Raw genomic sequence first — 19,634 nt, forward strand, 5'->3', positions numbered from 1 at the left:
GCGGATGTCGACCCACATCGAGCACCTTCCGGGCGGCCTGGGCCCGTCGGCGTCGTCGCCGGCCCTCGAGGACGCGCCCACGCTCGTCATCCAGCCGGCGCCGCGGGTGCCGGGGATCAACGCGCGGGAGCTCTGGGCGTACCGGGGGCTGTTCTGGTTCCTGGTGTGGCGCGACGTAAAGGTGCGCTACGCGCAGACGCTGCTGGGCGCCGGGTGGGCCATCCTGCAGCCCGTGCTCACCACGCTGGTGTTCGCGGTGATCTTCGGGCGTCTGGCCCGGATTCCCTCCGACGGGGTGCCCTACCCGGTGTTCGCGCTGGCCGGGCTGGTGCCGTGGACGTACTTCTCCACCGCGCTCTCCGGGGCCGGCGGGAGCCTGGTGTCGAGTTCGCACCTGATCACGAAGGTGTACTTTCCGCGCTTGGTCATTCCTTTTGCACCTATCCTTGCGGGGCTGGTGGATCTCGGAGTGGCGTTCGTGGTGCTGCTGGGTGGAATGCTGGCGTACGGAGTGGTTCCTTCACCGGCCGCGCTGGTGGTGGTGCCGCTGCTGGTGCTGGCCATGGTGCTTACCGTGGCGGGGGCGGGGTGCTGGCTGGCGGCGCTGAACATCCAGTACCGCGACGTCAAGCACGTGCTCCCCTTTCTGCTGCAGGTGTGGATGTACGCCTCGCCGATCGTGTACCCGGCGTCGCTGGTGCCCGAGCGCTGGCGCACGCTGTACGCCCTGAACCCCATGGTGGGGATCATCGAGGGCTTCCGCGCGGTGCTGCTGCGCACGGGTTCGATCGACTGGGGAACGGTGGGCGTGTCGGTGCTCGCCGGCGTGGCGCTGTTCGTGTCGGGAGTGCTGTACTTCCGGCGGACGGAGCGCGTCTTCGCCGACGTGGCCTGAGCGGAGAACGCAGCCGATGCCGAAGTTCGCCGTCCGGGCCACCGGGCTGAGCAAGCGCTACCGCGTCCTGGCCCCCGGGGCGCGGGTGCAGGACCTTCGCGAGGCGCTGGCGCGCGCCGCGACGGCGCCGATGCGCGCGCTCCGCGCACGCGGGAGCGCGCCGGCCGCGCACGAGGAGATGTGGGCGCTGCGCGAGGTTTCGTTCGAGGTGGGCCGGGGCGAGGTGCTGGGGATCATCGGCCGCAACGGCGCGGGAAAGAGCACCCTGCTCAAGGTCCTTTCGCGCATCACCGACCCCACGGCGGGGCGGGCCGAGGTGCACGGGCGGGTGGGGTCGCTGCTCGAGGTGGGCACCGGCTTCCACCCGGAGCTCACGGGGCGCGACAACGTGTTCCTGAACGGCTCGATCCTGGGGATGGACCGCGAGCACATCCGCCGCAGCTTCGACGAGATCGTGGAGTTCGCGGGGGTGTCGGCCTTCATCGACACCCCGGTGAAGCGCTACTCCAGCGGCATGTACCTGCGGCTGGCCTTTGCCGTGGCGGCGCACCTGGAGCCCGAGGTGCTCATCATGGACGAGGTGCTGGCGGTGGGCGACGCCAGCTTCCAGAAGAAGTGCCTGGGCAAGATGGAGGACGTGGCGCGCGAGGGGCGCACGGTGCTCTTCGTGAGCCACGACATGGCCGCCATCTCGCGCCTGTGCTCGCGCACGCTGCTGCTGGACGGCGGCAGGGTCCTGGCCGACGGCTCCACCGCGGGGGTGATCGCCGCCTACCTGCGCTCGGGGCTGGGCACCACGGCCGAGCGTGCCTGGGAAGCGGGCGAGGAGCCCGGCAACGACGTCGCCCGGCTGCTTGCCGTGCGGGTGAAGGACGAGTCCGGGCGCCGCGCCGACGCCGTCGACATCCGGCGCCCCGTGGCGGTGGAGGTGGAATTCGAAGTAAGGGCCCCCGGGCACGTGCTGGTGCCCAATCTGCATTTTCACAGCGAACAGGGCGGCATCGCCTTCGTTTCGGTGGAGGGCGACCCCGAGTGGAGGGGCAGGCCCCGCCCGGTGGGACGATACGTGAGCACCGCCTGGATTCCCGGAAACCTGCTGGCAGAGGGTACCCTGGTGGTGGACGTCGCCATCAGCACGCTGGACCCGGTAAGCGTCCACGCGCACGAGCGCGACGCGGTGGCCTTCCAGGTGGTCGACTCGCTGGACGGCGACTCGGCCCGCGGCGACTACGCGGGGCCGCTGCCGGGGGTGGTGCGCCCGCTGCTGCGCTGGACGAACGTATACGAGCCTTCGTCGCGACTTCAGGAGGTAGGCAGGTGAAGGTGGTTCTGCTGGCGGGAGGGCTGGGGACGCGCCTTGCCGAGGAAACCGAGGTGAAGCCCAAGCCGATGGTGGAAATCGGCGGCTGGCCCATCCTGTGGCACATCATGAAGCACTTCGGCGGCCACGGCTGCAACGAGTTCTACGTGGCCCTGGGCTACAAGGGCGAGGTGGTGAAGCGCTTCTTCCGCGACTACTACAGCCTGAGCGGAAGCATGACGGTGGCGCTTTCGAGCGGGCAGGTGGAACTGCGCGACGACATGCACGATGGTCCCGGGCGCGAGGACTGGATGGTGCACCTGTGCGACACCGGCGAGGCCACCAACACGGGCGGGCGCATCAAGCGCCTGGAGCCCTGGCTTCGCCCTGGCGGCACCTTCATCGTCACCTACGGCGACGGGGTGGCCGACGTGGACCTGGACGCGCTGCTGCGCTTTCACCGCTCTCACGGGAGGCTGGCGACGGTGACCGCCGTTCGTCCCCCGGCGCGCTTCGGCGGACTGGTGTTCGATGGCGACCTGGTGGTGGACTTCACCGAAAAGCCGCAGGTGGGCGAGGGGTGGATCAACGGCGGGTTCCTGGTCTTCGAGCCGGGGGTGTTCGATTACCTGGAGGGCGACGAGAACAGCCTGGAGTACCACGCGCTGGAGCCGCTGGCGCGCGACGGGCAGCTGGCGGCGTACCGGCACGAGGGGTTCTGGCAGTGCATGGACACGCTGCGCGACAAGCGCCTGCTGGAAACCCTGTGGGAGGGCGGAAACGCCCCGTGGAAGACATGGGCGTGAGCGCGTTCTGGACCGACCGGCCCACGCTGGTGACCGGCGCCACCGGCCTGGTGGGGTACTGGCTGACGCGCGCCCTGGCCGACGCGGGGGCCGACGTGGTGTGCCTGGTGCGCGACTGGGTGCCGCAGAGCGAATTGGTGCGCACGGGGCTGGACCAGCGGGTGAAGACGGTGCGCGGCGACGTGCGCGACCAGGCCCTGCTGGAGCGGGTGATCGGCGAGTACGAGATCGACACGGTGATGCACCTGGCGGCCCAGACCATCGTGGGCATCGCCAACCGCAACCCCGTGTCCACCTTCGAAAGCAACATCCAGGGCACCTGGGCGCTTCTCGAGGCGTGCCGCCGCAGCCCGTCGGTGAAGCAGGTGGTGTTCGCCTCGAGCGACAAGGCCTACGGCGACTGCGAGACGCTTCCGTACGACGAGACCACCCCGCTGGTGGGGCGGCACCCGTACGACGTGTCCAAGTCGTGCGCCGACCTCATCGCGCAGTCGTACGCGACGACGTACGGGCTGCCGGTGACCATCACCCGGTGCGGCAACTTCTACGGCGGCGGCGACCTGAACTGGAACCGCATCGTGCCGGGCACCGTCCGCTCGGTGGCGCGCGGCCAGCGCCCGGTGATCCGCTCCGACGGCACCTACATCCGCGACTACTTCTACGTCGAGGACGGCGCCGCCGCGTACATGCTGCTGGCCGAGAAGATGGCGGCCGACCCGTCGCTGGCGGGGCACGCCTTCAACTTCAGCAACGAAATCCAGGTGCCGGTGCGCGAGCTGGTGGACCGCGTTCTCCGCGCGATGGGCTCCGAGCTGGAGCCCGAGGTGCGGAACGAGGCGCAGCACGAGATCAAGCACCAGTACCTGTCGGCGGCCAAGGCGCGCGAGGTGCTGGGATGGTCGCCGCTCTTCACCCTGGACCAGGGGCTGGAGCGGACCATCGCCTGGTACTCCGACTTCCTGCGCCGGGAGGGCGCGTGAGCGCCGCCGAGGTCCTGCCGGCCGCCCCCGCGGGGGCCGGGCGCATCACCGGCTGCCGCGCCTGCGGCCACGCGGAGCTGGTGCCCGTGCTTTCGCTGGGCAGCACGCCGCTGGCCAACGCCCTCCTTTCCGAGGACGAGCTGCGGGCGCCGGAGCCCGTGTACCCGCTGGAACTGGTGTTCTGCGGGTCGTGCTCGCTGGTGCAGATCACCGAGACCGTGCCCCCCGAGCAGCTGTTCGGCGAGTACCTGTACTTCTCGTCCTTTTCCGACGCCATGGTCCGGCACGCGGGCGAGATCGTGGAGCGGCTGGTGCGCGAGCGCGGGCTGGGGCCGGAGAGCCTGGCGCTGGAGGTGGCCAGCAACGACGGCTACCTGCTTCAGCACTACCTCCGCGCCGCCGTGCCGGTGCTGGGGGTGGAGCCCGCCTCCAACATCGCCCGCGTGGCCGAGGAGCGGGGCGTGCGCACGGTGTGCGACTTCTTCGGCGCGGAGTCGGCCGCGCGGCTGGCGGCGGAGGGGGTGCGCGCCGACGTCATCCACGCCAACAACGTGCTGGCCCACGTGGCCGACCTGAACGGCGTGGTGAGCGGGTTCCGCACCCTGCTCAGGGACACCGGCACCACCTGCATCGAGTTCCCCTACGTCAAGGACATGATCGACGGGGCGGAGTTCGACACCATCTACCACGAGCACCTCTGCTACTTTTCGCTCACCGCGCTGGACCGGCTGTTCCGCCGCCACGGCCTGGTGATCTGGAACGTGGAGCGGCTGCCCATCCACGGCGGCTCGCTGCGCGTGTTCGCCACGCCCGCCGGGCGGGCCCCGGAGCCGGGCGAGGCGGTGCGGGCGCTGCTGGCCGAGGAGCAGGGGTGGGGCGTGGACGAGCCCGGGTTCTACCTGGGCTTCGCGGGGCGGGTGGAGCGGCTGAAGGAGGAGCTGGGCTCGCTGGTGGCCGGGCTGAAGGCCGAGGGCCGCAGCCTCGCGGCGTACGGCGCGTCGGCCAAGGGAAGCACCCTGCTCAACTACTTCGGCATCGGGGGCGAAACCCTGGACTTCGTGGTCGACCGCAGCACGGTGAAGCAGGGGCGCTACACGCCGGGAACGCACCTGCGCATCGACCCGCCGCAGGCGCTGCTGGAGCGCCGCCCCGACTTCGTGCTGCTGCTGACCTGGAACTTCGCCGACGAGATCCTGGAGCAGCAGGCCGAGTACCGGCGGGGCGGGGGAAAGTTCATCGTGCCCATTCCGTCGCCGCGGGTGGTGTGACCTTTCACGAGACCCCCATTCCCGGCGCCTGGCTGATCGAACCGCGGCGGATCGAGGACGAGCGCGGCTTCTTCGCGCGGGTGTTCGACGAGGACGAGTTCGCGCGGCGGGGGATGCGCACGGCGTTTCCGCAGTGCAGCGTGAGCTTCAACGCGCGCGCCGGGACGCTGCGGGGGCTTCACTACCAGGCGGCGCCGCACGCCGAGGCCAAGGTGGTGCGCTGCACCGCCGGGGCCGTGTGGGACGTGCTGGTGGACCTGCGCCCCGAGTCGCCCGCCTTCCGGCGCTGGTACGCCGCCGAGCTGAGCGCCGGGAACCGCCGCCTGCTGTATGTTCCCGAGGGGGTGGCGCACGGCTTCCAGACGCTGGTGGACGAATCCGAGGTGTTCTACCAGATCTCGGAGCGCTACCACCCGGAGCTGGCCCGCGGCCAGCGCTGGGACGACCCGGCCTTCGGCATCGAGTGGCCGGCGGCGGCCGTGCGCACCCTCTCGGAGCGGGACCGCGGCTACGCGGACTTCGCCGGGTGAAGCGGGCGCTGGTCACCGGCGCCTCGGGGTTCGTGGGCCGGCATGCGCTGGCGCCCCTGGCCGCCCGCGGCTTCGAGGTGCACGCCCTGTCGCGCGGCGGGCCTCCCCCGGGGCTGGACGTGCCTGGCGTGGTGTGGCACCGGGGGGACCTGCTGCAGCCGGGGACCGCGCGCGGGGTGATCGAGGCCGTGCGGCCGACGCACCTGCTGCACCTTGCCTGGGACGTGCGCCCCGGGGTGTTCTGGACGGCGCCCGACAACCTGGACTGGGTGGCGGCCAGCCTGGCCCTCGCGCGCGCGTTCGCGGAAACGCGGGGCACGCGGATCGTTGGCGCCGGCACCTGCGCCGAGTACGACTGGACGGACGGCGGACGCTGTTCCGAGTTCGACACGCCGCTTGCACCCGCCACGCTGTACGGCGCGGCCAAGCACGCGCTCCGCGGCGTCGTGGAGGCCCACGCGCGGCAGGCAGGCGTAAGCGCCGCCTGGGGGCGCATCTTTTTTCTGTACGGCCCGTACGAGGCGCCGGCGCGGCTGGTTTCGTCGGTGGCGCGGGCCCTGGTGGCCGGCCAGCCGGCCGAGGTGACGCCCGGGACGCAGCGGCGCGACTTTCTTCACGCGGCCGACGCGGGCGAGGCCTTCGCGGCGCTGCTGGACAGCGGCGTCGAGGGGGCGGTGAACGTTGCATCGGGAGAGGCGGTGGAAGTGCGCGAGGTGGTGCAGGAGGTGGCGCGGGCGGCGGGACGGCCCGACCTGGTGAGGTGGGGCGCGCGCACCGCGCCCGCGGGCGAGCCGGCCGTGCTGGCGGCCGACGCGGGCCGGCTTCGCGCGGAGGTGGGATGGACGCCGCGGCACAGCCTTCGCTCGGGCGTGGACGACGCCGTGGCGTGGTGGCGCGCGGAGGCGGGCCGATGACCGGGGCGGAGTGCCCGGTCTGCGGCTCGGACGCGCCCGAGGGCTTCCTTCGCCGCGGCGGGGTGCCGGCGCACCAGAACCTGGTGATGCGCAACCCCGGGGCGGCCCAGGCCGCCGAGCGCGGCGACTTGGACCTGGCCTGCTGCCCGCGCTGCGGATTCGTCTTCAACCGGGCGTTCGACCCCGATCGCCTGAGCTACGGGGCCGACTACGACAACACCCAGACCTGCTCGCCGTCCTTTCGGGGGCACGTCGAGGGGCTGGTGCGCCACCTGGTGGAAGAGCGCGGCGTGCGCGGCTGCCGCATCGTCGAGGTGGGGTGCGGGCAGGGCGACTTCCTGGTGCGCCTGGTGCAGGCGGCGGGAGAGGGCGCCACCGGCGTGGGGTTCGACCCGGCGTACACCGGGCCCGACACGGTGCTGGACGGCCGCGTGCGCTTCGAGCGGCGCTTCTACGGCCCCGAGTGCGCGGACGTGCCCGCCGACGTGGTGGTATGCCGCCACGTGATCGAGCACGTGCCCCGGCCGGTGGAACTGCTGCGCTCCGTCCGCGCGGCGCTCGCGGGCGCGGGACGGGCGCGGGTGTACTTCGAGACTCCCACGGTGGAGTGGATCCTGCGCCACCGCGTGGTGTGGGATTTTTTCTACGAGCACTGCTCGTACTTCAGCGCCGCTTCGCTTTCCACCGCCTTCCAGGCGGCCGGGTTCGCGGTGGACGAGGTGCGCGAGGTGTTCGGCGGGCAGTACCTGTGGATCGAGGGCTCCGCCGGCGGCCCCGCCCCGGAGGTGGAGCTGGCCCCGGGCGAGGTGCCGGGGCTGGCGCGCGCCTTTTCCCAGGCCGAGCCGCACATCCGCGGCTCGCTGCGGGAACAGGTTGAGCGCTGGGCCGCGGACGGCGGCGTGGCGCTCTGGGGCGCCGGGGCCAAGGGGGCCACGCTGGCCGCCCTGATGGACCCGGACCGCCGCCTGGTGCGCTGCGTGGTGGACCTGAACCCGCAGAAGCAGGGGCGGTACCTTCCCGCCACGGGGCACCCCATCGTGGACTACCGCGCGCTGGCCGGGCTGGGGGTGAAGACGGCGGTGCTGATGAACCCGAACTACCGCGCCGAGAACGAGCGGCTCCTCCGCGAGGCGGGGCTGGACGTGGCGCTTACCGAACTGACGGAGCCGACGCATGCACGTGGAGATTGACGACGCCCGGGGAACCCTGGTGCATCACGAGAACGGGAGCACCCGGACCGTGGACCTGCACTCGCGGGAAGGGTTCGAGGCGCTTTCGCGCCTGTGGGTGAAGGTGGGCTGGAGCCAGCGCTACTCGTACACCTTCAGCTGGATGGGCCGGCCCATCATCCAGCTTCCCGAGGACATGGTGCGCACCCAGGAGGTCATCTACCGGGTGCGCCCCGACGTGATCGTGGAGACCGGGGTGGCGCACGGCGGCTCGCTGATCTACTACGCCAGCCTCTGCAAGGTGCTGGGCAGGGGCCGGGTGGTGGGGGTGGACATCGAGATCCGCGAGCACAACCGGCGGGCCATCGAGGAGCACGAGATGGCGTCGTACATCACCCTGATCGAGGGGAGCTCCACCGACGACGCCACCGTCCGGCAGGTGCAGGGGCAGATCCGCCCCGGCGAGACGGTGCTGGTGATTCTGGACTCCAACCACACCCGCGCGCACGTGGCGGCGGAGCTGGAGCGCTACCACGGCATGGTGACGCCGGGGTCGTACCTCGTGGCCACCGACGGCATCATGTACGACCTGCACGACGTGCCCGGTGGCGCGCCGGAGTGGGTGCACGACAACCCGCGCGACGCGGCCGCCGAGTTCGCCGCCGCGCACCCCGAGTTCGTGCTGGAGCAGCCGGAGTGGCCCTTCAACGAGAGCGGGCTGCGGGAGAACATCACCCACTGGCCGGGTGCCTGGCTTCGGCGCGCCTGAGGACGGGGAGGGGCGCCGGGACCACGGGGATCGAGAAGGCAGGCAGCTGGGCAGGGCTTCAGACGCAGCATCATAAAGGTTCTTCAGCGGTCGTTCAGCATTCCGCGGGTGCGCCACCGCCGGGATGCTTCAGGGAGTGGGCCAGGAGTTCATGTAGCGGCATTCAGCGTGGGAGCAGGGTTTATGGGAACGCGGAGGGAACCCGGTGCGCCCGTGCCCAGTGGGGCAGGGGTGAGCGGTGCGGTGCAGTTCAACGGTTTGCTGGTGGTCGTTCCCACCCGCAACCGGGCGGACCTGGCGGAGAACGCCGTGCGTTCGCTGCTCGGGGAGCACGGCTCCGCGGGGGTGCGCATCGTGGTCTCGGACAATTCCACGGACGCCGCCGCGGCAGAGCGCCTTCGCGCGTTCTGCGAGACGACGGGAAGCGGGACGCTGCACTATCTTCGACCTCCCGTTCCGCTCGCGATGGCGGCGCACTGGGACTGGGCAATGCAGACGGTTCTGCACACCTGGCCCGAAAACCACGTCGCCTATCTCACCGACCGCATGGTCTTCCGCGAGGGAGAGGTGCGGGCCGTGATGGAGCTGGCGCGGCGCTACCCTGACCGGGTAGTGGCGTACCTGCACGACCACCTCGCGGGGTACGCGCCGCCGTTCCGGGTGGAGCAGGTGCCGTGGACAGGGCGGGCGTACGAGGTTTATGCGGCCGACCTGCTCGCCCTGGCGGCCAGGGGAGTGCTGTCCGCCCCGGGACTGCCCAAGATGCTGAACTGCGTGGTGCCGCGAACCGTGCTGGACCGCCTTCGCGCACGGTTCGGGAAGTTCTTCGATTCGGTGGCGCCCGACTTCAACTTCTGCTACCGGTGCCTGGCCGAAGTGGAGAGCGTGGTACACTACGACTCGGCCGCGGTCGTCCACTACGCCCTGGACCGCAGCAACGGGGCAAGCCTCAGCCGTGGCGTTCGCACGAGAGATCACGCGGATTTCCTGGCGAGCGTGGGCGGGTCGCTTGCGCCGTCGGCGCCGGTCCCGGAACTGCGCACGGTGGGGAACGTGATCTTTCACGAGTACTGCCGGACCCGCGCCGAGACGGGCAGCCGCCGGCTTCCCGAACTGGACCGGGAGCGGTACCTGGACTACCTGGGCCGGGAGATCGAACTCGTGGAGGATCCGGCCGAGCGCCGGCACATGCGAGCGCTTCTCGAGGCGAATGGCTGGCGCGCGAGTGTCCCGAAGCGGGAGCCTTTCCGGGCGGCCCGTCTCCGGAAGCTGCTGTCCCCGCGCCTCGTGCTGCGGCGCCTGTCCATGGCGGCGGCATGGATGCTGCGCGAACCTTGGGCTCGGCCCTTCTGGACGTTTCTGGCCGGGCGCACCCGGATCCGCATACCGGCGGATGCACGATTCACGTTCGGAAGCATGGACGAAGCGCTTCGCTTCGCCACGCGGTTCCGGACCTCCCCGGCCCGGGATGACGACCATCTCCGTCTGCCGGGGCTTCGCATTTACGAACTGCGCCACTGAAATCGCTCGTGCGTATAGAAACGAGAGCTCCATCCACCCGCCGACCGCACGACCCGGCGGGAACGGGCGAAGTACCGGTACCTGAACGCATGGCCGAGCCTCTCGTGAGCATCGCGATCCCGACGTACAACCGGGTGGCGGGCCTGCGCCGCGCGGTGGCCTCGGCGCTGGCCCAGGACTATCCGTGCCTGGAGGTGGTCGTTTCCGACAACGCCTCGACGGATGAAACCCGGGCATTCTGCGAAGAGCTGGTCCGGCGCGACCGGCGGGTGCGGTACGTCCGGCAGCCGGTGAACGTGGGGCCGGTGGGCAACTTCGTCCACGCGCTGGAACAGTGCGTGGGTGAATACTTCATGTGGCTCGCCGACGACGACTGGATCGACGCCGACTACGTGCGCCGCTGCATGGAGGTGCTGCGCAGGCCCGGCTACTCGCTCGTCGCGGGGAGCACGCAGTACTACCGCCAGGGGCGTTGGGAGTTCGAGGCCGGCCCGCTGGACCTGGAGCAGGAAGACCCCTCCGAGCGCGTCCTGGCCTACTACCGCCAGGTAGAGGACAACGGGGTGTTCTACGGGCTCGCCCGCCGCGCGGACCGGCTGGCCAACCCCTTCCCGCGGACGATCGGGGGGGACTGGCTGGCCGTGGCCCGGCTGGCCGCCGCGGGCAAGGTGGCCACCGTCCGCGCCACGTCCGTACACCGGGCGATGGAAGGGGTGTCGGACGGCATGGAAAGCCTCGTCCGCGCCTACAAGCTTCGCGGCCGCCAGGCCCGCAATCCGTACGGCCTGATCATCCGGAGCATCGTCGCCGACATCATGTGGGGCTCGCCCTCGTTTCATGCGCTGAGCATGGGCAGGCGCGTGCACCTGGCCCGGCGCGCCGCGCGAGAGATCCACGCCCGGTACTACCTGCGGGTACAGCGGCATCGCTCGCAGCTGAGGCGCGGGAAGGTGGTCGGCCGCCTGCGCGAGGTCCCGCTGGCCAGGCAGGTGTGGCACGTCGTCCGGCCCCTGCTTCTGCGCAGCCGTGCATCGTGACGGCCGCGCGCGGCGTGGTGCTTCCCGCCCGCACCGGGCGCGCGCGCCGAAGCCCTCCGCCAGGCGGTGCTGGGCGCGTACCGCACCGGGCCGGCCGCGTGGCCGTGGCGCCACGAGGAGCGCGGTCCGGCACCGCCTGACGACGGGCGGCGGCACGCGCGCGCCGTACACGCTGGTGCGCGCGTCGCGGCGGTTCGGCTGATGCGCGTTGTCTATGACGTTTCGATGCTGGGCTTCGGGCACCGCCACCCCGAGGCTCGCACCGGCGTGCACCGCGTGGTGGAGCACGTGGCTCGTGGGCTGGCGCGTGTGCCGGGGCTGGACCTGGCCTTCAGCGCCACCGATTCGCTTCTTACGCACACCGCCACGGCCGAGTGCCTGTCGGCCGATGCGCAGCTCCGCACGGTGCCGCTGCTTCGCCCGCCGGGCGCCCGCGCGGCGGGCACGCTGGAGAAACGCGCCCGCCGGGCGGCCGCCCATGCCCCCCGAAGCCTTCGTGCGCGCATGCTGGGCCGCGTCGTCGCCGCGATGGAGAACCGGCATCGCCTGCCCAACGCCGGCGTGCGCTGGGGGGGCGAGGTCTTCCACTCGTCCTTTAACGCGCTGCCGGCGCTCACCGGACGCATGCGGCGATTTCTCACCATCTACGACCTGATCCCCATCCGGTTCCCGCAGCTGTTCGAGCCCCACATGGTGGCCTGGATGGACCGGGTGTACGGGAGCCTGCGCCCCGGCGACTGGGCGCTCGCGATCTCCGAGACCACCAGGGCGGACCTCTGCGAGTATCGGGGCTTCGATCCCGCCCGCGTGTTCGTGACGCCGCTGGCGGCGGACGCGCGCACCTTCTACCCGGCCGGGCCGGAGGAGCAGGGGGCGGTGCGGAGGCGGCTGGGCATTCCCGAGGGACCGTACCTGCTGACGCTGAACACGCTGGAGCCGCGCAAGAACCTGGAATCGGTGATCCGCGCCTTTGCGCGCGTGGCGCGGGAGCCGGCCGCGCGCGACCTGTCGCTGGTGCTGGTGGGGGGGCGCGGGTGGAAGGCGGAGGGCATCGACGCCGCGCTGGCCGAGGCGGGACCCGTGCGCGAGCGCATCGTCCTGGCGGGGTACGTCCCGGACGAAGAGCTGGCGGCGCTCTACAGCGGCGCGCTCGCCTTCGTGTACATGTCGCTGTACGAGGGGTTCGGGCTGCCGCCGCTGGAGGCCATGCAGTGCGGGGTCCCCGTGATCAGCTCGAACACCTCGTCGCTCCCGGAGGTGGTGGGCGACGCGGGGATCCTGCTGCCCCCCACCGACCTGGACGCGATGTGCCAGGCCGTGCTGCAGGTGCACGGCGCCCCGGCGCTCCGCGCCGAGCTCGCCGCCCGGTCGCTGGCGCGGGCCGACGGCTTCACCTGGGAGCGGTGCGTGGCGCAGACGGTGGCGGCGTACCGGGTGGCGCTCGCGGCATGACGGCACCGGCCCCCATGCGCATCGCGGTCTGGCACAACCTGTACAGCGGGGGAGGGCTGCGGGCGCTCCAGACCCACGTCCGCGGGCTGCTGGATCGCGGCCATTCGGTCGAGGCCTGGTGCGTGGGCGAGCGCCCGGCGGGATGGGCCCCGTTCGGGCCCCGCGTGCGCGAGCACCGGGTTCCCCTGGCGGCCACGGCCGGGTGGCGGGGCGCCACGCCGAGGTGGCTTCGCGACATCCAGGCCATGGAGGCGGCGTGCGAGCGCTGCGCGCGGGAGATGGAGGCGGGCGGCTTCGACCTGGCCTTCGCGAACACGTGCCAGTCGTACGCCGTGCCGTTCGTGATGCGCTACCTGCGCCGCCTTCCGCGCGTGCTGTACCTGCAGGAGCCCCGCCGCGCCCTGTACGAGGCGCAGCCGGTGCTTCCCTGGGTGGGCGAGGCAGAAGCGGCGGAGGAGGGCGGGCCCGCCCCGCTGCGCGAGCTGCGGCAGGTACGCCGGTGGTACGCGCTGCGTGCGCAGGCCCGCCGCGAATGGCTGAACGTGCACGCCTGCGACACCGTCCTCGTCAACTCGTACTACAGCCGCGAGAGCGTGCTGCGGGCGTACGCGCGCGACTCGGACGTCTGCTACCTGGGCGTGGAGACCGAGCTCTTTCGCCCCGGCGCGGCGCGGCGCGAGCCCCTGGTGGTGGGGCTGGGCGCCCTCGACCGCGCGAAAGGGGTGCACCTGGCCGTCCGCGCGGTGGCGGGGCTCGCCGCGCCGCGCCCCGCGCTGGCCTGGGTGGCGGACCGCGGCGACGCCACCTACGCCCGCGAGGTCCGGGAGCTCGCGTCGGGGCTGGGGGTGGAGCTGCGGGTGATGCAGGGGATCGCGGACGCGGAGCTTTCCGACATCCTGGGCCGCGCGTCGCTGATGCTCTACACGTCGCGGCTGGAGCCGTTCGGCCTCGCGCCGCTGGAGGCGAACGCCTGTGGCACCCCGGTGGTGGCCATCGCCGAAGGCGGTGTGCGGGAAACCGTCCTGGACGGCGTCAACGGCCTTCTCGCCGACGCCCGGCCCGACAGCCTGGCCGCCGCGATGGCGCGGCTGCTGGGCGATGCGCCCTTCGCGCGGCGGCTGGGCGACCGCGCCGCCGAACATGTGCGCGAGCACTGGACGGCGGACGCCAGCGTGCGCCGCCTGGAGGCGCACCTGCTTCGCGCGCGACATTCACGTTCCGAACGAAAGGTTCTGCAGTGAAGCTGGCCATCATCTCGCTGATGCACACCGACCCGTGGGGCGGCAGCGAGGAGTTGTGGACCGAGATGGCGCACGCGGCGCTGGACGAGGGCCACGAGGTCATGGCCGCGGTGTTCCGCTGGCCCACCCTGCACCCGCGCCTGGCGGAGCTGCAGGGCAGGGGGGCGCGCGTGCTGACGCGGCGGCGGCCCCGCCTTCCGTCGGTGGACAAGGTGATGAGCCGGGTGCTGCGGCGGCCGGTGCGGCTGCCCCGGCCGGCCGTCCTGCAGAGCGCCACGTCGTGGGGCGAGCTGACGCGGTTCCGCCCCGACGTGGTGTGCATCAGCCAGGGCGCCACGTTCGACGCCGTGCACTTTCCCGACCTGCTGGCGTTCCTGCGCTCCAGCGGCACGCCCTACGTGGCCCTGTGCCAGGCCAACACCGAGGTTCCCGAAGATCCGGCGTACCACGCCGCCGCCGACGACCTTTTCCGGCGCGCCTCGCGGGTGGCGTTCGTCGCCGAGCGAAACCTGCGCGTCGCGGAGCGGCAGATCGCCGCTCCCATTCCGAACGGCTCGGTCGTGCGCAACCCCATCAACCTTTCCTCGGCCGAGGCGGTGCCCTGGCCCGAGCCCGAGCCGGTGCGGTTTGCCTGCGTCGCCCGCTTTTCGGCCGTCGCCAAGGGGCAGGACGTGCTGCTGCAGACGCTGGCGGCGCCCGAGTGGCGCGGGCGCGACTGGCGGCTGCGCCTGTACGGGCGCGGCTCGGACGAGGGGTACCTGCGCCGCCTGATCGCGCTTTACGGGCTGGAGGACCGGGTGGAGCTCGCCGGCCACGTGCACGACATCCGGGCGCTCTGGTCCGACAACCACCTGCTCGTGCTCGCGTCGCGGATGGAGGGCACTCCGCTGGCCCTCGTAGAGGCCATGCTGTGCGGCCGCCCGTCGGTGGTCACCGACGTGGGGGGAAACACCGAGTGGGTGGAGGAGGGGGTGTCGGGCTGGGTAGCCGACGGCTCTACGGCGCGGTCGCTCGGGGCGGCGCTCGAGCGGGCCTGGCGGGCGCGGGCGAGCTGGCCCGCGATGGGCGCTCGCGCACGGGAAACCGCGCTGGGGCAGTACGACCCGCGGCCCGGCGAAACGCTGCTCCGGCTGGCGGAGAGCGCCGCGGGCGGGGGCCGCTGATGCGCACGCTCGTCGTCGCGGGGGCCCGCCCCAACTTCATGAAGGTGGCCCCCATCCTGGCGGAGCTGCGCCGCGCGGGCTCGCCCGGCGTGCTGGTGCACACCGGGCAGCACTACGACGCGCAGATGTCCGACGCCTTCTTCCGAGACCTGGGAATCCCCGCGCCGGACTACCACCTGGGCGTGGGCTCGGGGAGCCACGCGCAGCAGACCGCCCGGGTGATGGAGGCGTTCGAGCCGGTGCTGGTGGAGGCGCGGCCCGACTGGGTGCTCGTGGTGGGCGACGTGAACTCCACCCTGGCGTGCGCCCTGGTGGCCAGCAAGCTGCGCGAAGAGCTGGGATGCCGGGTGGCGCACGTGGAGGCCGGCCTCCGCAGCGGCGACTGGCGCATGCCCGAGGAGGTGAACCGGGTGCTCACCGACCGCCTTTCGGACCTCCTGCTGACGCCCAGCCACGACGCGCTCCCGAACCTGGCCGCCGAGGGGATCCCCTCCGGCCGGGTGAGCTTCGTGGGCAACGTGATGATCGACGCGCTCTTCGCCGGGCTCCCGGATGCCCGCGCGCTGGGGATGCCGGCGCGGCTGGGGCTCGCCGCCGGGGGGTACGCCGTCGTCACGCTGCACCGTCCCTCGGCCGTGGACAACCCCGAGGTCCTCCGGGAGATCCTCCGGGGGCTGGGGCGGGTGGCCGAGCGGATGCCGGTGGCCTTTCCCGTCCACCCGCGCACCGCGCAGAGCATCGCCGCCCACGGCCTGGACTCCCTGCTGGAGCCGCTGCGGGTGCTGGAGCCCCTCGGCTACCAGGAGATGGCGGGGCTGGTGGACGGCGCCGCGGTGGTGCTCACCGACTCGGGCGGGCTGCAGGAAGAAACGACGGCGCTCGGGGTTCCCTGCGTTACGCTGCGGGAGCAGACCGAGCGGCCGGTGACGATCACGGAGGGCACCAACCGGCTGGCGCCCTGGCCGCTCACCCCCGAGGGAATCCTCGCGTCGTTCCAGGCCGCCGCGGCCCAGCCGCGCGCGGCCCCCGGCAGCCGCTCGCCCGAGGGGTGGGACGGGCGCGCCGCCGAGCGGATCGTGTCGGCGCTCTTCGCCCGCACCGCCGGCCGGCCGTAGCGGTGTCGGGCTCCGGCCTCCACCGGGGGCGGCAAGTGGCGCGACCGGGGCCGGCGTGAGTATTATGGGGGTCTCCCCAACCGCGGTCAGCCGCAGGACGACCATGACTTTCTGCATGTCTCTCCGGTGCAGCGCGCTCGTCCTGGCCATGGGCTGCGACTCGGGCGCCACCGACGCGCACGACGGACCGCCCGCGATCAGCGTGGACTTCGGGGAGCCGGGGGCGGATGTCCGCTCCATGGTCGGCTTCCTGCACTCCGTCGGGCCGGGCTCGGCGCCGGAATCGCTGGTCCTGCCGCTGAGGCCACGGCTTCTGCGCGGGGGCGCCCAGGGCTCCGAGGCCCTCGTGGCGCGGGCGGCGGGGACGGCGGTGGAGCGGATGCTGGTCCTGAGCGACCTGTGGGGGTACCCGCACCAGGGCTACCCCAACCGCGGCGGCCGGGCCCCTTTCGAGGACTACCCGGCGTGGGAGGCCTTCGTGCGCGGCCTCGCCGGCGCCACGCGGGGGCAGGACCTGGTGTACGAGGTGTGGAACGAGCCGGACCAGCCGTTCTTCTGGAACGGCTCCATGGACCAGTACGCGGAAACCTTTCGGCGCGCCGAGCGGGTGCTGCGCGACGAGCTGGGCGCGGCGGTGCGGGTCGCGGGGCCCGGGATCGCGCACTGGGACGAGGACCAGGTCCGCGGCTTCCTCGACTACCAGCGGCGTGCCGGATCCCGGGTGGACGTGCTTACCTGGCACGAATTCCAGCTGGATTCCAACCTGCCGCGGATCGAAGCGAGCCTCAGGCGGGCGCGGAGCGCCTACGTTTCCGCCACGGCGTACCGGGACGTGGGGATCCGGGAAATCTTCATCGGCGAGACGCTTGCCGAAGCGGACGTGCACCGGCCCGGCCCCGTGCTCGGAACCCTCTATTTTCTCGAGCGCGGGGGCGCCGACGCGGCGGCGCGTGCCTGCTACGGCAGCTGCTTCGACGGCTCGCTCAACGGCCTTCTCACCGAGGAAGGCCTTCCCCGGGCGGCATGGTGGGCCTACCGCGCCTACGCCGAGACCCTCACGGGCCGCGTCCCCGTCCGGGTGCGGGGGGCGGGGGTGGCCGCCTTTGCCGCGCACGGGCCGGCCGGGCGCGCGGCGAGCGTCGTGGTGGGGCGGTTCAGCGACGAGTCGTACGGCCTGTTCGCGACCGTCGAGTTGCGGCTGAAGGGGCTGGACCGGCTCACCGGCGCCCGGCGCGGGGTGGTTCGCATCGTCGTGCGGAAGGTCCCCGCCACCGGGACGGCCCCGCTGGCCGACCTGCCGGTGGAATGGGAGGAAACCCGCGAGGTCGAGAAATCCACCACCATCGAGCTCACGGCGGTCGGCGTCGGTGAAGGGCGGGTGGTGTCGATTTCCGCCCCCTGACGCATGGAGCGAGTGAACGTGCCGGAACACGGAGCAGGAGTGCCAGCGGGGGCCGTTCGCGGCGGTGAGCCGGTGACGGCGCCGCCGCCTCTCGTTTCCGTGTCGATCACGGCCCACAACCGCCCCGACGACCTGCGGCTGACCCTGCGGCGGCTGGGCGAGCAGACGCATCGCCCGCTGGAGGTGATCGTGGTCGACGACGCCTCCGACGTGGAGCTGGAACCCGTCGTCCGCGAGGAGTGGCCGGACGCGGTGTACCGGCGGAACCCCCGGAACCTGGGGGCGCACGCCAGCCGTTCATGGGCCATGCAGCACGCCCGCGGCGAGTACATCCTCACCCTCGACGACGACTCCTTCCCGGTAGACCCCCACGCCGTCGGGCACGCGGTGGCGCGCTTCGAGCGCGAGCCCGCGGTGGGGGTCCTGGCGTTCCAGATCCACGAGGGGCTCGAGCCCCCGGATCCCGCGGTGGCGCCGCAGCCGGAGCGGTACGTCCACACCTTCATCAACTGCGGGCAGATGATGCGCGCCGAAACGGCGCGCGCGGTGGGGGGCTTCCGCGATTTCTTCGTGCACTACGCCGAAGAGGGAGAGCTCGCGCTGCGGGTGCTGGACCACGGCTGGCGGATCGTGCTCTTTCCCTCGGTGGTGCACCACCGGATGTCGCCCATCGGGCGCTCGAACGCGCGGATCTGGGCGTACATCTTCCGCAACACCCTGTGGACGGCGGTGTTGAACTTTCCGTTTCCGCGCGTGCTGGTGGAGCTCGCGTGGAAGCTGTTCGTCAACGGGATCGAAGCCGTGCGGATCGGCCAGCCGCGCCTGGCCGCGTGGGCCCTGGGCTCGTTCCTGCGCGGACTTCCGCGTGCCCTGCGCCTGCGCCGCCCCATGTCGCGCGAGGCGCTGCGGGTGTACGACGTCGTGCGGTTCCGCGAGGTCGCGACGGCCGAGGAGCTCGGCCGGGCGCGGCCGCCGACGGTCCGGGAGCGCCTCCACTGGCTGCGCGAGGTGTGGCTTCGCCGGCCGCGCGCCCGCCCGTTCTGGGACCGCCGCCCGGGACGGCTGGGGCGCTCGGCGTACGTGGTCTCCGACGCGGAAGCCGCCGCCGGCGGCAGGGCGCGGCGAAACCCGGGGACGGGTTCGTGACGCTCCGCCCGGAGCCCCGCGATCCGGCTGCGCCGCCGAGACGCGCCTCGTCGTCGACCCCCCGTTCTGGTGAGCCCATGGCAGACCTGCCGGTGACCGCGGATGCGCCGGCGCTGAAAGGCGAGGTGCGGGAGTTCTGGGACCGCGCCTCCTGCGGCGAGGTGTACGCCCGCGGCGGCACCCTGCGCGAGCAGTACGACAACCACGCCGGGGCCCGCTACCGCCTGGAGCCGTACATCCACCCCTTCGCGCGGTTCGCCGAGGGGCGGGGCCGCGACGTGCTGGAGATCGGCGTAGGCATGGGCGCCGACCACCTGGAATGGGCGAAGGCCGGTCCGGCGTCGCTCTCGGGGATCGACCTGACGCCGCGGGCCATCGAGCACGCGGCAACGCGCCTGGCGCTGCACGGGTTCCGCTCGCGGCTGGAGGTGGCCGACGCGGAGTGCCTGCCCTTCGCCGACGGGTCCTTCGACCTGGTCTACTCGTGGGGCGTCCTGCACCACAGCCCCGACACCGCGCGCGCGGTGCGCGAGGTGTGGCGCGTGCTGCGTCCGGGCGGGAGGGCGCGCGTGATGATCTACCACAAGCACTCCCTGGTGGGGTACATGCTCTGGGCGCGCTACGCGCTCCTGGCCGGGAACGCGCGCCGCACCCTCGACCAGGTGTACGCCGCACACCTGGAGAGCCCCGGGACCAAGGCGTACACCGTGGGAGAGGCGCGGAACCTCTTCCGCGACTTCGCGCGGGTGGAGGCGCGCTCGTGCCTCGCTTTCGGCGACCTGCTGCAGGGCGAGGTGGGGCAGGGCCACCCGGGCGCGCTGCTGAGCGTGGCCAAGCTCCTCTGGCCGCGATGGCTTCTCTCCCGCGTGGCGAAGCGCCTGGGGCTGATGATCCTGATCGAAGCGGAGAAGTAGGCCGACCGGCCG

The 19,634-nt window shown here is 72.5% G+C and carries 18 protein-coding genes; all 18 read left to right on the forward strand.

From position 1 onward, the window contains the following. Positions 1-4 precede the first annotated feature (4 nt). The 18 genes from VF632_RS25235 to VF632_RS25320 all read left to right on the forward strand — a co-directional run bounded on the left by VF632_RS25235 (position 5) and on the right by VF632_RS25320 (position 19,622). Positions 5-895 carry an ABC transporter permease gene (locus tag VF632_RS25235; RefSeq protein WP_331025718.1) on the forward strand — a complete coding sequence of 297 codons (891 nt, stop codon included), beginning with the start codon at positions 5-7 and terminating at the stop codon, positions 893-895. Between the two features lie 16 nt (positions 896-911). Next, entirely contained in the window at positions 912-2,216 is a 1,305-nt protein-coding gene (locus VF632_RS25240; RefSeq protein WP_331025719.1) for an ABC transporter ATP-binding protein, read from the forward strand. Then, a complete protein-coding gene (gene rfbF, locus VF632_RS25245) occupies positions 2,213-3,001 on the forward strand; it encodes a glucose-1-phosphate cytidylyltransferase (RefSeq protein ID WP_331025720.1) in 789 nt (262 codons plus the stop codon). Before VF632_RS25240 ends, rfbF begins: the two co-directional genes overlap by 4 nt. Continuing rightward, complete coding sequence (locus VF632_RS25250) at positions 2,992-3,981, forward strand: NAD-dependent epimerase/dehydratase family protein (protein WP_331025934.1); 990 nt, start codon at positions 2,992-2,994, stop codon at positions 3,979-3,981. The genes rfbF and VF632_RS25250 overlap by 10 nt, the downstream gene beginning before the upstream one ends. Beyond that, positions 3,978-5,249: a class I SAM-dependent methyltransferase gene (locus VF632_RS25255; protein WP_331025721.1), complete on the forward strand. Its 1,272-nt coding sequence runs from the start codon at positions 3,978-3,980 to the stop codon at positions 5,247-5,249. The genes VF632_RS25250 and VF632_RS25255 overlap by 4 nt, the downstream gene beginning before the upstream one ends. Then, positions 5,246-5,779, forward strand: coding sequence for a dTDP-4-dehydrorhamnose 3,5-epimerase (rfbC, locus tag VF632_RS25260; RefSeq protein ID WP_331025722.1), 534 nt, complete (start codon positions 5,246-5,248; stop codon positions 5,777-5,779). The genes VF632_RS25255 and rfbC overlap by 4 nt, the downstream gene beginning before the upstream one ends. Next, positions 5,776-6,693 (forward strand): NAD(P)-dependent oxidoreductase, encoded by a 918-nt coding sequence (locus VF632_RS25265; RefSeq protein WP_331025723.1) that lies wholly within the window; start codon positions 5,776-5,778, stop codon positions 6,691-6,693. Before rfbC ends, VF632_RS25265 begins: the two co-directional genes overlap by 4 nt. Then, the gene (locus tag VF632_RS25270) at positions 6,690-7,883 is read left to right on the forward strand and encodes a class I SAM-dependent methyltransferase (protein WP_331025724.1); all 1,194 of its coding nucleotides are present in this window, start codon (positions 6,690-6,692) and stop codon (positions 7,881-7,883) included. Before VF632_RS25265 ends, VF632_RS25270 begins: the two co-directional genes overlap by 4 nt. Then, positions 7,867-8,631: a cephalosporin hydroxylase family protein gene (locus VF632_RS25275; RefSeq protein ID WP_331025725.1), complete on the forward strand. Its 765-nt coding sequence runs from the start codon at positions 7,867-7,869 to the stop codon at positions 8,629-8,631. The genes VF632_RS25270 and VF632_RS25275 overlap by 17 nt, the downstream gene beginning before the upstream one ends. Before the next feature lie 213 nt (positions 8,632-8,844). Then, positions 8,845-10,152, forward strand: a complete 1,308-nt coding sequence (locus VF632_RS25280; protein WP_331025726.1) for a glycosyltransferase — start codon at positions 8,845-8,847, stop codon at positions 10,150-10,152. A gap of 104 nt (positions 10,153-10,256) precedes the next feature. After that, a complete protein-coding gene (locus VF632_RS25285) occupies positions 10,257-11,189 on the forward strand; it encodes a glycosyltransferase family 2 protein (RefSeq protein ID WP_331025727.1) in 933 nt (310 codons plus the stop codon). Between the two features lie 201 nt (positions 11,190-11,390). Beyond that, positions 11,391-12,641, forward strand: coding sequence for a glycosyltransferase family 1 protein (locus tag VF632_RS25290; protein WP_331025728.1), 1,251 nt, complete (start codon positions 11,391-11,393; stop codon positions 12,639-12,641). Further along, positions 12,638-13,882 carry a glycosyltransferase family 4 protein gene (locus VF632_RS25295; protein WP_331025729.1) on the forward strand — a complete coding sequence of 415 codons (1,245 nt, stop codon included), beginning with the start codon at positions 12,638-12,640 and terminating at the stop codon, positions 13,880-13,882. The genes VF632_RS25290 and VF632_RS25295 overlap by 4 nt, the downstream gene beginning before the upstream one ends. After that, positions 13,879-15,045, forward strand: coding sequence for a glycosyltransferase family 4 protein (locus VF632_RS25300; protein WP_331025730.1), 1,167 nt, complete (start codon positions 13,879-13,881; stop codon positions 15,043-15,045). Before VF632_RS25295 ends, VF632_RS25300 begins: the two co-directional genes overlap by 4 nt. Next, positions 15,045-16,160 carry a non-hydrolyzing UDP-N-acetylglucosamine 2-epimerase gene (wecB, locus tag VF632_RS25305; RefSeq protein ID WP_331025731.1) on the forward strand — a complete coding sequence of 372 codons (1,116 nt, stop codon included), beginning with the start codon at positions 15,045-15,047 and terminating at the stop codon, positions 16,158-16,160. The genes VF632_RS25300 and wecB overlap by 1 nt, the downstream gene beginning before the upstream one ends. A gap of 103 nt (positions 16,161-16,263) precedes the next feature. Then, complete coding sequence (locus VF632_RS25310; RefSeq protein WP_331025732.1) at positions 16,264-17,562, forward strand: hypothetical protein; 1,299 nt, start codon at positions 16,264-16,266, stop codon at positions 17,560-17,562. Positions 17,563-17,601: 39 nt separating this feature from the next. Next, positions 17,602-18,708, forward strand: coding sequence for a glycosyltransferase family 2 protein (locus tag VF632_RS25315; RefSeq protein ID WP_331025733.1), 1,107 nt, complete (start codon positions 17,602-17,604; stop codon positions 18,706-18,708). A gap of 77 nt (positions 18,709-18,785) precedes the next feature. Next, entirely contained in the window at positions 18,786-19,622 is an 837-nt protein-coding gene (locus tag VF632_RS25320) for a class I SAM-dependent methyltransferase (RefSeq protein ID WP_331025734.1), read from the forward strand. The last annotated feature ends 12 nt before the right edge of the window (positions 19,623-19,634 follow it).

This window comes from Longimicrobium sp. (genome assembly GCF_036388275.1).
Lineage (GTDB): Bacteria > Gemmatimonadota > Gemmatimonadetes > Longimicrobiales > Longimicrobiaceae > Longimicrobium.

Excerpts from the sequence above, each read along its gene's own strand:
- VF632_RS25235 (WP_331025718.1), top strand. The coding sequence starts at position 5 with ATGTCGACCCACATCGAGCACCTTCCGGGCGGCCTGGGCCCGTCGGCG.
- VF632_RS25240 (WP_331025719.1), top strand. The coding sequence starts at position 912 with ATGCCGAAGTTCGCCGTCCGGGCCACCGGGCTGAGCAAGCGCTACCGC.
- VF632_RS25250 (WP_331025934.1), top strand. The coding sequence starts at position 2,992 with ATGGGCGTGAGCGCGTTCTGGACCGACCGGCCCACGCTGGTGACCGGC.
- VF632_RS25270 (WP_331025724.1), top strand. The coding sequence starts at position 6,690 with ATGACCGGGGCGGAGTGCCCGGTCTGCGGCTCGGACGCGCCCGAGGGC.
- VF632_RS25275 (WP_331025725.1), top strand. The coding sequence starts at position 7,867 with ATGCACGTGGAGATTGACGACGCCCGGGGAACCCTGGTGCATCACGAG.
- VF632_RS25290 (WP_331025728.1), top strand. The coding sequence starts at position 11,391 with ATGCGCGTTGTCTATGACGTTTCGATGCTGGGCTTCGGGCACCGCCAC.
- VF632_RS25295 (WP_331025729.1), top strand. The coding sequence starts at position 12,638 with ATGACGGCACCGGCCCCCATGCGCATCGCGGTCTGGCACAACCTGTAC.
- wecB (WP_331025731.1), top strand. The coding sequence starts at position 15,045 with ATGCGCACGCTCGTCGTCGCGGGGGCCCGCCCCAACTTCATGAAGGTG.
- VF632_RS25310 (WP_331025732.1), top strand. The coding sequence starts at position 16,264 with ATGACTTTCTGCATGTCTCTCCGGTGCAGCGCGCTCGTCCTGGCCATG.
- VF632_RS25320 (WP_331025734.1), top strand. The coding sequence starts at position 18,786 with ATGGCAGACCTGCCGGTGACCGCGGATGCGCCGGCGCTGAAAGGCGAG.